Genomic DNA, 12,134 nt, shown 5'->3' on the forward strand with positions numbered 1-12,134 from the left:
GGCGAGGGGACTGCTGCTGTGCCTGCTCCGACTGCATGGTGCGCCCCTTTTGGGCGCCCGGCTCAGGCGGTGGCCAGGTCCCCGCCGGTGCCCGCGATTTCCTCCGGCCGCAGCAGGGCGGCGAGCCGTTCGGCCGGGAGCAGCCCCTGCTCCAGGACCAGTTCGGCGACCCCGCGCCCGGTGGCGAGGGCCTCCTTGGCGATCGCGGTCGCGGCGGTGTATCCGATGTGCGGGTTGAGGGCGGTGACCAGTCCGATGGAGTTCTCCACGCTGGCGCGCAGCGTCTCGGTGTTGGCGGTGATGCCCTTGACACAGCGCTCGGCCAGGGTGCGGCAGGCGGCCCCGAGGTGGGTGATGCTCTCCGAGAGCGAGTGCAGGATGACCGGCTCGAAGGCGTTGAGCTGGAGCTGGCCCGCCTCGGCGGCCATGGTGATCGTGACGTCGTTGCCGATCACCTCGAAGGCGACCTGGTTGACGACCTCCGGGATCACCGGGTTGACCTTGCCCGGCATGATGCTCGAACCGGCCTGTACCGGCGGCAGATTGATCTCCGCCAGGCCCGCGCGCGGACCGGAGGACAGCAGCCGCAGATCGTTGCAGCTCTTGGAGAGCTTGACGGCGATCCGCTTGAGGACACCGGAGAGGTGGACGAAGGCCCCGCAGTCCTGGGTGGCCTCGACGAGGTTGGCGGCGGTCACCAGCGGCAGGCCGGTCAGGGCGGCCAGGTGGTCGCGCGCCGCCCCGGCGTAGCCCTTGGGGGCGTTGAGGCCGGTACCGATGGCGGTCGCACCGAGGTTGATCTCGTGGATCAGCAGGACCGCCTCGGCCAGCCGGCTCTGGTCCTCCTCCAGCATCACCGCGTACGCGGAGAACTCCTGGCCCAGCGTCATCGGCACCGCGTCCTGGAGCTGGGTGCGCCCCATCTTGAGGACGTCGCGGAACTCCTCGGCCTTGGCGGCGAACGCCTCGCGCAGCACGCCCATCGCGTCGAGCAGTTCCCGTACGGCGATTATCGTGGCGACGTTGACGGCCGTCGGGTAGACGTCGTTCGTCGACTGGCTGAGGTTGACGTGCTCGTTGGGGTGCAGATGGCGGTAGTCGCCCTTGGCGTGGCCCAGCAGCTCCAGCGCGCGGTTGGCGATCACCTCGTTGGCGTTCATGTTCGTCGAGGTGCCGGCACCGCCCTGGATGACATCGACGATGAACTGGTCGTGCAGCCGGCCGTCCGCGCGGATCTCCCGGCAGGCGGCGGCGATGGCATCGGCCCGCTCCCGGTCGAGCAGCCCGAGGTCCTGGTTGGCCCGGGCGGCGGCTTCCTTGACGGCGGCGAGCGCATTGATCAGATGCGGGTAGGCGGAGATCGGCGTACCGGTGATGGGGAAGTTCTCCACGGCGCGCAGGGTGTGCACGCCCCAGTACGCGTCGGCGGGTATGTCGCGATCGCCGAGCAGATCGTGTTCGCGGCGGTGGGCGGCGGCAGTCATGGTGCGGGTGGTCCTTCGTGAGGTGGGGAGGGGCCCCGAGGGGTACCGGGGTGTGATTCAGGGGGAGTTGACGGTCGGTCAGGCGCCGGTGGCGGGGAGGGCGAGTGCTCCTGCGGCCCGGAGGGCGCCGACCGGTGCGCCGCCCCCGATGACCGGGGTGGCGGCGAAGGGCGCAAGGATCTCGGGGTCGACCCCGCAGCGCGCCAGCGCCGCTGCCGTCACCGGCATCCGGGCGCGGTCGGCCCCGTCGGCGATCTTCACGCCGACCGCTCGCCCGTCCGGCAGCGCCGCGATCTGTACGCCCTCGAAGCCGTCCTTGGCGAGCAGCCCCGGCACGGCCCGCACCAGCCGGGCGGTGTCCCGCCCGCTGCCGGAGACCATCTCCGGGTGCTCCCGCATGGCGTGCGCGATCCGGCCCTCGTCGCTGTCGGGGGCCGCGGTGGCGAGCCGGGCGGCCGCCCGGGTCAGACCGTGCAGGGAGACGGCGAACAGCGGCGCGCCGCAGCCGTCGACGGTGACCCGGGCGATGCCCTGACCGGTCAGGTCCTCCACCGTTGCGGCGATCTCCCACTGCAACGGGTGCCCCGGATCGAGGTAGTTGTCCAGCTGCCAGCCCCGGGTCAGGGCCGTCAGCAGCATCGCGGCGTGCTTGCCCGAGCAGTTCTGGGCGAGCCGGGAGGGGCCCAGTCCGCGCCCGATCCAGGCGTCCCGTTCGGTGGCCCCGTACGGGAGGTCGGGGACGTTGCGCAGCTGGTCCTCGGTCAGTTCGCCGGTGGCGAGTATCCGCCGGGCGGTGGCCAGGTGGCGCTCCTCACCGGAGTGGCTGGCCGCGACCAGGGCCAGCGCCTCGTCGTCCAGGGGCGGCAGCCCCGCGCGCAGCAGGCCGACCGCCTGGACCGGCTTGAGCGCCGAGCGCGGGTAGAAGGCGGCCTCGATGTCGCCCGCCTGGAACTCCACGCTCCCGTCGGCCGCCAGCACCACGACCGAGCCGTGGTGGACGCCTTCGACAATGCCTCCGCGCACCACATGGGCGACGGGAACGTGGGCCGGCACGCGCACCTCGGGGGGTGCCTTCGGTGCGCGGCGCGGCAGGGTGGTGCTCTGATTCATTATCAGTTCTCGGTGCTTTCGCTGTTTCTTGGTGTGTTCGGTCTACGGATTACCGGCGGTGGGGCCGCTCTCCCCGGCGCGCTCCCGCGCCGCCGCGTCCCGCACGGTCCCGACCCGGCGCCGTACCAGGAACCAGCCGCCGACCAGGGCCGCCACGATCGCGGGCAGTGACAGGACGGTCGTCCGGCCGGCGCCGCCGTCGGCCCACATCAGGACCAGGACCGAGGTGAGGAAGGCCAGCGTGACGATTTCCGTCCACGGTGAGCCGGGGAGCCGGTAGCTCGGGCGGACCAGCTCTCCGGCCCGTGCCTTCCGCCAGAAGAGCAGGTGACAGAGCATGATCATGCCCCAGGTGCTGAGGATGCCGATCGCCGCGAAGTTCAGCACGATCTCGAACGCCTCGCTCGGCACTACGTAGTTGAGGCCGACGCCCAGTACACAGACGCCCGAGGTGAGCAGGATGCCGCCGTACGGGACCTGGCTGCGGCTCATCACGCCGGTGAAGCGCGGCGCGGACCCGGACATCGCCATCGAACGCAGGATGCGACCGGTGGAGTAGAGGCCGGAGTTGAGGCTGGACATCGCGGCGGTCAGGACCACCAGGTTCATCACGCCGCCGGCCGCGGGCACCCCGACGTTGGACAGCACGGTCACGAAGGGCGACTGGTCGGCCGAGTACTCGTTCCAGGGCAGCAGCATCGCCAGCAGGACCACCGAGCCGACGTAGAAGACGGCCACCCGCCACATGATGGAGTTGATCGCCTTGGGCATGATCTTCTCCGGCTCCGCGGTCTCACCTGCGGTGACACCGACCAGCTCGACCGAGGCGTAGGCGAAGACCACGCCCTGGATGACCAGCAGCATCGCCAGCGTGCCGGTCGGGAAGACCCCGCCGTTGTCGGTGATCAGCGAGGGGCCGGGGGAGTGGCCGGCGACCGGGTGCTGGGTGACCAGCAGGAAGATGCCGATCAGCATGAAGACGACCAGCGCACCGACCTTGACGATCGCGAACCAGAATTCCATCTCGCCGAAGATCCGCACGGATATCAGGTTCACGGACAGCACGACCGCGAGCGCGATCAGCGCGATCACCCACTGGGGGATGTCGGAGAACATGCCCCAGTAGTGGGTGTAGGTCGCCACCGCCGTGATGTCCGCGATTCCGGTGGTGGCCCAGTTCAGGAAGTACATCCAGCCGGCGACGAACGCGCCCTTCTCACCCAGGAATTCGCGGGCGTAGGACACGAACGCCCCGGAGGACGGCCGGTGCAGCACCAGCTCGCCCAGGGCGCGCACCACGAGAAAGGCGAAGATGCCGCAGACCGCGTACGCCACCGCCAGCGACGGGCCGGCGCCGGCGAGCCGGCCGCCCGCGCCGAGGAACAGCCCGGTGCCGATGGCCCCGCCGATCGCGATCATGTTGACGTGCCGGGACTTCAGGGACTTGCTGTACCCGGCGTCCCCCGCGTCGACATGCCCGCCGTGCCGCTGCCCGTTCTGCTGACCTTCCTGATCTTGATGACGCTCCGCCTGCTGGAGGGATGGCTCGCTCACGCGTGGTCCTCGTCTTCCGTGGAGGGGGGCGTGCGGTGGGTGGGCCGCACGATGGTGGTCAGCGTCGTCTCGACGCGTGCGAGGTGGTGCGCCATGGCTTCCACGGCGTCCTGTTCGGAACTGTCGACCAGCGCCTCGACGATCGCCCGGTGCTCGCGGTTCGACTGCTCGCGCCGTCCGCCGAGCTCATTGAGGAACGCCGACTGGCGGGCCAGTGCGTCGCGGATCTCCTCGATGACCCGGCGGAAGACCGGGTTACGGGCCGCCTGGGCCACGGCGAGGTGGAAGAGGGAGTCCATCGCCACCCACGCCGTGGTGTCGGTCTCCTGCTCCATCCGCTCCAGCAGATGGGTCAGGTGATCGAGATCCTCCGGTGTACGGCGCAGCGCGGCGTACCCGGCGACCGGGATCTCCACATGGCGACGCACTTCGAGCAGGTCGCTCGCCGCGTAATCGCCGAAGGTGGGGTCCGCGACCGCGCCGTCGGAGATGACGAAGGTGCCCTTGCCGGTACGCGAGACCGTGAGCCCCATCGTCTGGAGCGCCCGCAGTGCCTCCCGGAGCACGGGTCTGCTGACTTCCAGACGACGGCAGAGCTCCGCCTCAGAGGGGAGCTTGTCGCCGACCGCGTATTCGCCCCGCTCGATGGCGCCACGCAGATGGCTCAGAACCGCTTCCATCGCGCTGATCCGCCGAGGCATATCGCCAGCTGTCTGGCTGTCTGACAGGTTCACCCGGGGATCGTCGGTTCCGGCGGGGCGCGCTGTCAAGGGGTGTGACGCGCACCGCGGAAATCGAGCATGTAGAAGACCTTGTCGTAGCGGCGGCCGCCCATCGCCACGAAGTCGGGCAGCCGCCCGTACTCACGGAAGCCGAGGGAGCGGTACAGACGCAACGCCCTGGTGTTGTCGGCGCGGGCGTCCAGGGTGAGGACTTCGATCTTCGCCGCCCGGGCATCGGCGACCAATGCGCTGGTCAGCGACCTGCCGACGCCCTGGCCGTGGGCCTCGGCGGCCACCGCGATCTTCTCCAGATCGGCGTGCTGCCGATTGGTCGGACGCGCGTAGCGCAGCCAGTAGCCCAGCCCGACCAGCCGACACCCCAGGTAGGCGGCGCGCAGCGCACCGTCACCGTTCCGCGCCGCCCGCAGGACCCGCTCGACGAGCTCCGCGACTTCCTCGGCCCCCGGCGGGTCGTCCCACCCCAGAGGCGCCCCCGCGCGCACCAGATCCGCCAGAATCCGGTGCGCCGCCCCGGCGAATCCCGCCGCCAGTCCGGGGTCGGCGGTCAGCTGGGCGGCGTCGAGGAGGGCGGGCCCGGTGTCTCCGCCGCGGGGCATCGGGGCATTCATGATCGTCAGGGTAGGGCCCGGTCGCTGCCCCGCGCCGGGGATCGGCACAATCCGCGGTCGGCGGCCTCGGCGGCCGGCCACCAGCAGCCCCCGTCAGCGCACGTCAGCCCAGCGGTAGCGGTGTTCGGGGCGGCCGGTGTCGCCGTATTTGAGGGTGAGGGTGATGTGGCCGCTGCGTTCCAGGTGCTTGAGGTAGCGCTGGGCGGTGGAGCGGCTGACGCCGGAGCGTTCGGCGACCTCATGGGCGGACAGCGGGCGGCCGGCCGCGCCCAGGACATGGCGGATGAGGTCGACGGTGGCCGCGGAGTGGCCCTTGGGGAGCTCGGTGTGCGGGGACTCGGCGGTCCGGAAGGCACCGAAGATCCGGTCGACCTGCTCCTGGCCGGCCGCGCCCCGGCCACCGACGCCCTCGACGGTGCGGCGCAGCGCGGCGTAGCCCTCGAGCTTGGCGCGCAGTCCGGAGAAGCCGAAGGGCTTGACGAGGTACTGGAGCGCACCGGAGCGCATCGCATCCTGGATCGTGGCCACATCACGGGCCGCCGTCACCATGATCACGTCGGTACGGTGGCCGAGCTGCCGCAGCCGGCGCACCAGGGTCAGCCCGGTCTCGTCCGGGAGGTAGTGGTCGAGCAGCACCAGATCGACAGGGGTGCGCTCCAGCGTGGCCAGCGCCTGGGCGGCGGTATGGGCGCGGCCGGTGACCCGGAAGCCGGGCACCTGGGAGACATAGGCGGCGTTGATCTCGGCGACATGGAAGTCGTCGTCCACGACCAGGACATCGATCATCGTGGCTCTCCGATCACCGTGGGTCTTCGCTCCTCATGGCTCCGCGGCCGCCCCGCAGGGACCGCGGCCGTGGGCCGGGCGCCGGGCGCCGGGCCCTGAGCGTCGTCGTCCAGGTCCAGTGCCTCGGGCAGGACGACGGTGAACACCGCGCCGCCGCCCGCGCGGGCGGTCACCCGGGCCATACCGCCGTAGCGCTCGGCGAGCCGCCGCACCAGCGCCAGGCCGATGCCCCGGCCGCGTACGGGGGAGCGCCCGCCGGCTCCGGGCAGCGCGCCCTTGGTGGAAAAGCCCTCGGCGAAGATCCGCTCGCGCAGCTCGGGCGGCACCCCCGGCCCGGTGTCCGACACCCGCAGTACGGCCGTACCGCGCTCGGCCCGCAGCTCCACCTCGACGAACGGGGCGTCGCGGCGGTGCCCCGCCGTGGCGTCCAGCGCGTTGTCGAGGAGATTGCCCAGTACGGTCACCAGGTCGCGCGGGTCGACCACCGCGTCGGGCAGCATCGTCGAGGGGGAGACCCGCAGTGCCACCCCGCGCTCGGCGGCGATCGCCGCCTTGCCGACCAGCAGCGCGGACAGCAGCGGATCGTGCACCCGCTCGGCGATCTGCTCCGCGGACGCCCGGTGGGCGCTGGTCACCTCGGTGACGAACTCCACGGCCGTGGTGTGCCGCCCCAGCTCCAGCAGCCCGCGCAGGGTGTGCAACTGGTTGGCGTGCTCGTGGTCCTGGGCCCGTAGGGCGTCCAACAGGCCCTGGGTGCTGTCGAGTTCACGGCCCAGCAGCTCCAGTTCGGTACGGTCCCGCAGCGTCACCACCGCCCCGCCGTCCCGGGTCGGCACCCGGTTGGCGATCAGCACCCGGCCGCCGCAGACCGCCAGCAGATCCGCCCCGGCCACCCGGCCGGCCAGCACATCGGTCGTCCGGCCCGGCGGCAGCACCTCGTCCAGCCCCCGTCCCGCGGCGTCCGGTCCGAGCCCGAGCAGCCGCCCCGCCTCGTCGTTGACCAGCCGGACTCTGCCCGCGCGGTCGAAGGCCACCACGCCCTCGCGGATGCTGTGCAGCATCGCCTCGCGCTCGTCGAGCAGTGCGGAGATGTCCGCGAACGCGACCCCGTGCGTACGGCGGCGCAGCCGGCGGGAGAGCGCGATCGCGGCCAGCACCCCGACGGCCAGCGCCGCGGCCGCGTACCGCAGCACGGTGGGGATGGTGCCCAGCAGCCGCCCGCGGACGCTGTCGTAGGCGATGCCCACCGAGACCGCGCCGATGATCCGGCCGCGGTCGTCGCGCAGCGGCACCTTGGCGCGGGCCGAACGCCCCAGGGTCCCGGTGTCGATCTGCCGTACCTCCTGTCCGGCGAGGGTGCGGCTGGGGTCGGTGGAGACATGCCGGCCGATCTCGGCGGTGTTGGTGTGCGACCAGCGGACCCCGTGGGTGTCCATCACCACGATGTACAGCGCCCCGGTCGCCCGCCGGATCCGCTCCGCGTCGGCCTGCACCGGGCCGCGGGGGTCCGGCTCGGTGGCGACCAGCTCCCGGGCGAGGTCCGGATCGGCGGCGGCGGTCTGCGCGATGGACAGCGCCCGCCGCATCGCCTGGTCGTCGAACTGGGAGCTGAGCGGGGCGAGGAACAGGCTGGTGGCGAGCGCCAGCACACCGGTGGTCAGCGCCACCTGCGCTGTCAGAACTTGCGCAAAAACGCGTCGGGGCCAGTGGATGCGCATGGGACCTCCCTTCCTTGGCCCTCCGCCGGAGCGTGGAACCGACACGTTTGTTGTACGGCGATGCCCGCACGGTAAGCCCTCCGTGATCAACTGGGCACCCCCTGGTGATCTCGAAGCTGTTCTAGCGTGAGCAAAACGAGCACAACAGGGTTTGCGCGCAGAAAGGCAGCTTGCGCCCACAAGGCTGCCGCTGTGGCCCGGGTCACTCCTAGCCTCCCGGCCCATGAACAGCAATACGAGCCCCGCGATCGAACTACGGGGAACGAGCAAGACATTCCGGACCCCGTCGGGGGGCCTGCACACCGCGGTACGCGATCTCGATCTGGTCGTCGAACGCGGTGAGTTCGTCGCGGTGGTCGGGCCCACCGGATGCGGCAAGTCCACGACCCTGACCCTGATCAGCGGGCTGGAGGAGCCCACCGAGGGCGAGGTGCTGGTGGCCGGTGAGCCGGTCCGCGGCATCGGCGACAAGATCGGGTTCGTCTTCCAGCAGGACGCGGTGTTCCCCTGGCGCACCGTGCTGTCGAACGTGATGGCCGGCCCCCGCTTCCGCGGCGTACCCAAGTCCGAGGCCAGGGAGCAAGCCCGCGAATGGCTCGCCCGGGTCGGGCTGGCGTCCTTCGAGGACCGCTATCCGCACCAGCTCTCCGGCGGCCAGCGCAAGCGGGTCGCGCTCGCCGCGACCTTCGTCAACGACCCCAAGATCCTGCTGATGGACGAGCCGTTCTCCGCCCTCGACGTACAGACCCGGGCGCTGATGTCGGACGAACTCCTGGAGCTGTGGTCCGGGACCGGCGCCTCGGTCGTCTTCGTCACCCACGACCTGGAGGAGTCGATCGCCCTCGCCGACAAGGTCGTGGTCATGACCGCAGGACCGGCGACCGTCAAGGAGGTCTTCCGGATCGACCTGCCGCGGCCCCGCCGGGTCGAATCGGTCCGGCTGGAGCCGCGGTTCATCGAGATCTACCGGGAGATCTGGTCCTCGCTCGGCGAAGAGGTCCGGATCACCCGTGAGAGGGGTGTCGCCCATGTCGCCTGAGACCGCTTCCGTCCCCGTCGAGATGGTCAAGTCCGGTACGGGAACCGGCCGTTCACAGGAACGGGCGCGTGCCGCGCGCAACCACAAACTCCTCGTTCACGGCACCCGGGTACTGCTGCTCGTCGGCCTGATCGGACTGTGGGAGTGGCTGGCCCGGGCCGCCCTCATCGACCCCTTCAACTTCTCGATGCCCTCGAAGATCTGGGCCCAGATGACCCAGTGGACGCTTGAGGGCACCCCGCAGGGCCCCCTCTGGGAGCAGATCTGGTACACGCTCTACGAAGCGCTGCTCGGCTGGGTCATCGGCGTCATCGGCGGTGTGGTGCTGGGTATCGCGCTCGGCCGGATCCGCTTCCTCGCCGATGTGCTCGGCCCGTACATCAAGGTGCTCAACGCCCTGCCCAGGATCGTGCTCGCCCCGATCTTCCTGATCTGGTTCGGCCTCGGACCGGCCTCCAAGGTCGCCTCCGCCGTCGTCCTGGTCTTCTTCCCGGTCTTCTTCAACGCCTTCCAGGGCGCCCGGGAGGTGGACCGCAACCTGGTCGCCAACTCCCGGATCCTCGGCGCGAGCAACCGCCAGGTCACCCTCCAGGTCGTCATCCCCTCCGCCACCTCGTGGATCTTCACCAGCCTGCATGTCAGCTTCGGCTTCGCGCTGATCGGCGCGATCGTCGGCGAGTACATCGGCGCGACCAAGGGCCTCGGCCTGCTGGTCGCGGCCTCCCAGGGCACCTTCAACGCGGCCGGTGTCTACGCCGCCATGGTGATCCTCGCCGTCGTCGCCCTGCTCGCCGAAGGCCTGCTGGCCTTCCTGGAGAAGCGGCTCTTCCGCTGGAAGCCGGCCGACGCCTCCGCCGACCGCTGAACCCGACCCACCCCTGCCCCACTCCGTCCCCCACCCCTTCCCCTTCCCCCTCTCCGCCCGTCGACCCGACAAGGACGTCACCATGCGCACCCGCATCAAGCTCACGGCAGCCGCGGCCGCCACCCTGCTCTCCCTGACCACCCTCACCGCCTGCGGCGGCGGTTCCGCCGCCTCCGCCTCCGACGACAAGGACGGCAAGGTCAAGATCATGGTGGGCGGCCTCGACAAGGTCATCTACCTGCCCGCCAGACTCACCCAGCAACTCGGCTACTTCAAGGACGAAGGAGTCAACGTCACCCTGCTCACCGAGCCCGCCGGTGTGCAGGCCACCACCTCGCTGGTCTCCGGCGACGTCCAGGGCGTCGTCGGCTTCTACGACCACACCCTCGACCTCCAGGTCAAGGGCAAGCAGGTGGAATCGGTGGTGCAGTTCGCCCACGCACCCGGCGAGGTCGAGGTGGTCTCCAACAAGGCCGCCGGTGAGCTCACCTCGGCCGAGGACTTCAAGGGCAAGAAGCTCGGCGTCACCGGCCTCGGCTCGTCCACCGACTTCCTCACCAAGTACCTCGCGGTCAAGAACGGGGTGCAGACCAACGAGTTCACCCCGGTCGCGGTCGGCGCCGGCCAGACCTTCATCTCCGCCCTCCAGCAGGGCTCGATCGAGGGCGGGATGACGACCGACCCGACGGTCGCGCAGATCGTGGACAAGAAGCTCGGCAAGGTCCTCATCGACATGCGGACACCGGAGGGCTCCAAGAAGGCACTCGGCGGCCCGTACCCCTCCTCCAGCCTCTACATGAACACCGACTGGGTGAACAGCCACAAGGACACCGTGCAGAAGCTGGCCAACGCCTTTGTGAAGACCCTCAAGTGGATGTCCACGCACACCGCCGAGCAGATCGCCGCCAAGATGCCGTCCGACTACGCCCAGGGCGGCAAGGAGCTCTACGCCCAGGCGATCAAGGACACCCTGCCGATGTTCACCAAGGACGGGGTGATGCCGGCCGACGGACCGGCGACCGTCGAGCGGGTGCTGAAGTCCTTCAACCCCAACCTCAAGAACGCCACGGTGGATCTGAAGAAGACCTACACCACGGAATTCGTCAAGAAGCAGGGCTGACCCCGCGGGCGGTGCGTGGCCCGGGTCAGACGAAGTTGATCTCCGCCCGGGCCAGCAGCGGATCGTCCACCAGCTGCCACAGCGGTACGGCGAAGTTGCCGGTGCCGTAGCGGCCGCCGAAGTGCAGGCCCAGCACCCGGTGGTCGGTGAGGTCGATGACTGGCGAGCCGCTGTTGCCGCCCAGCGTGGAGCAGTCGTGCTTGATGACGTTCTGGTCCGGCACCAGCTCCGTGGTGGTGCCGGGCTGGAGCCGTTTGACGTTGTAGATGTCCATGAAGATCCGGCGCATCGACTCCGGCTCGTTGCGCCGGCCGTCGTACGCCGGATAGCCGACGCAGTACACCGGACGCCCGGGCAGATCGGCCGGGGCGTCCGCGGCCACCGTCAGGGGAGTGGGCAGCGCACCGCCGCCGTCCGGCGGAGCGACCCGAAGCAGGGCCAGATCGACGTCCTCATGGATGCCCAGCACCTCGACGACGTCGAAGGAGGGGCCGCCGCCGGGAACGGCGTCGCCGTACTCCTCACCCATGTCGACATTGGCGCGGATGCCCTGCTGGAACGTCCAGCCACCGCCGTCGCCGCGGGCGAACTCCGCCGCCACATGACGGTTCGTCAGCACCACGTCAGGGCCGACCAGGAACGCCGTGCCGAGCCAGTCCAGACTGAGGTGCCCGGTGAGCTCCACCCGGCCGACCCGTGCGAAGGACTCCCGGATCGCCGCCCGGTGCCCGTCGAGGACCGCCCAGTCGCCCTGCTGCGGCGCGAAGTCATGGTTCTGGACGAGGATCGCCGGCCGGCCCTCCAGCAGCACGATGGCTTCCATGCCGAAGGACTCGTCGTCGTTGATCTCGTCCGCGCGCCCCTCGGCCAGCTTCTCCAGACCGCTGACGCCCGCCGACAGCACCCGGGTGCGCTCCTGCTGCGCGAACTGCGCGATCTGCCCGGCGGGCAGCTGGTCGGCCGGCAGCTCCTCCAGGGTCTCGGGGATCTCCCAGGACAGCCCGTCGCGCACCCGCGCCGCGACCTCCCGCAGGTCCGAGAAGACCTGCTCGGGACCGGCCGCCACCGGTGATCTGCTCGCTCTGTTCATCTCGCCCTCCTCGGACG

11 protein-coding genes are annotated in these 12,134 nt (G+C 70.6%); 3 read left to right on the forward strand and 8 right to left on the reverse strand.

Translation table 11 applies throughout. From position 1 onward, the window contains the following. Nucleotides 1-62: 62 nt before the first annotated feature. The 7 genes from aspA to ACZ55A_RS30335 all read right to left on the reverse strand — a co-directional run bounded on the left by aspA (nucleotide 63) and on the right by ACZ55A_RS30335 (nucleotide 8,003). A complete protein-coding gene (gene aspA / locus ACZ55A_RS30305) occupies nucleotides 63-1,484 on the reverse strand; it encodes an aspartate ammonia-lyase (protein WP_468846685.1) in 1,422 nt (473 codons plus the stop codon). A gap of 78 nt (nucleotides 1,485-1,562) precedes the next feature. Beyond that, nucleotides 1,563-2,594 carry an asparaginase gene (locus ACZ55A_RS30310; protein WP_468846688.1) on the reverse strand — a complete coding sequence of 344 codons (1,032 nt, stop codon included), beginning with the start codon at nucleotides 2,592-2,594 and terminating at the stop codon, nucleotides 1,563-1,565. A gap of 42 nt (nucleotides 2,595-2,636) precedes the next feature. Continuing rightward, entirely contained in the window at nucleotides 2,637-4,013 is a 1,377-nt protein-coding gene (locus ACZ55A_RS30315) for an amino acid permease (protein ID WP_468847028.1), read from the reverse strand. 131 nt (nucleotides 4,014-4,144) lie between these two features. Beyond that, nucleotides 4,145-4,882: a FadR/GntR family transcriptional regulator gene (locus ACZ55A_RS30320; RefSeq protein WP_468846690.1), complete on the reverse strand. Its 738-nt coding sequence runs from the start codon at nucleotides 4,880-4,882 to the stop codon at nucleotides 4,145-4,147. Nucleotides 4,883-4,914: 32 nt separating this feature from the next. After that, entirely contained in the window at nucleotides 4,915-5,499 is a 585-nt protein-coding gene (locus ACZ55A_RS30325; protein ID WP_468846693.1) for a GNAT family N-acetyltransferase, read from the reverse strand. A gap of 93 nt (nucleotides 5,500-5,592) precedes the next feature. Next, the gene (locus ACZ55A_RS30330) at nucleotides 5,593-6,285 is read right to left on the reverse strand and encodes a response regulator (RefSeq protein ID WP_468846696.1); all 693 of its coding nucleotides are present in this window, start codon (nucleotides 6,283-6,285) and stop codon (nucleotides 5,593-5,595) included. Beyond that, entirely contained in the window at nucleotides 6,282-8,003 is a 1,722-nt protein-coding gene (locus ACZ55A_RS30335) for a sensor histidine kinase (RefSeq protein ID WP_468846698.1), read from the reverse strand. The genes ACZ55A_RS30330 and ACZ55A_RS30335 overlap by 4 nt, the downstream gene beginning before the upstream one ends. A 223-nt stretch (nucleotides 8,004-8,226) precedes the next feature. Here ACZ55A_RS30335 and ACZ55A_RS30340 point away from each other — a divergent pair, with 223 nt between their 5' ends. The 3 genes from ACZ55A_RS30340 to ACZ55A_RS30350 all read left to right on the forward strand — a co-directional run bounded on the left by ACZ55A_RS30340 (nucleotide 8,227) and on the right by ACZ55A_RS30350 (nucleotide 11,027). After that, complete coding sequence (locus ACZ55A_RS30340) at nucleotides 8,227-9,042, forward strand: ABC transporter ATP-binding protein (protein ID WP_468846701.1); 816 nt, start codon at nucleotides 8,227-8,229, stop codon at nucleotides 9,040-9,042. Beyond that, nucleotides 9,032-9,907: an ABC transporter permease gene (locus ACZ55A_RS30345; protein WP_468846704.1), complete on the forward strand. Its 876-nt coding sequence runs from the start codon at nucleotides 9,032-9,034 to the stop codon at nucleotides 9,905-9,907. Before ACZ55A_RS30340 ends, ACZ55A_RS30345 begins: the two co-directional genes overlap by 11 nt. A gap of 82 nt (nucleotides 9,908-9,989) precedes the next feature. Continuing rightward, entirely contained in the window at nucleotides 9,990-11,027 is a 1,038-nt protein-coding gene (locus ACZ55A_RS30350) for an ABC transporter substrate-binding protein (RefSeq protein WP_468846707.1), read from the forward strand. 25 nt (nucleotides 11,028-11,052) lie between these two features. On the opposite strand, the gene ACZ55A_RS30355 is transcribed toward ACZ55A_RS30350, so the two are convergent. Beyond that, nucleotides 11,053-12,117 (reverse strand): trypsin-like serine peptidase, encoded by a 1,065-nt coding sequence (locus ACZ55A_RS30355; protein ID WP_468846709.1) that lies wholly within the window; start codon nucleotides 12,115-12,117, stop codon nucleotides 11,053-11,055. Nucleotides 12,118-12,134 lie beyond the last annotated feature (17 nt).

The organism is Streptomyces sp. NPDC034111, assembly GCF_055575375.1.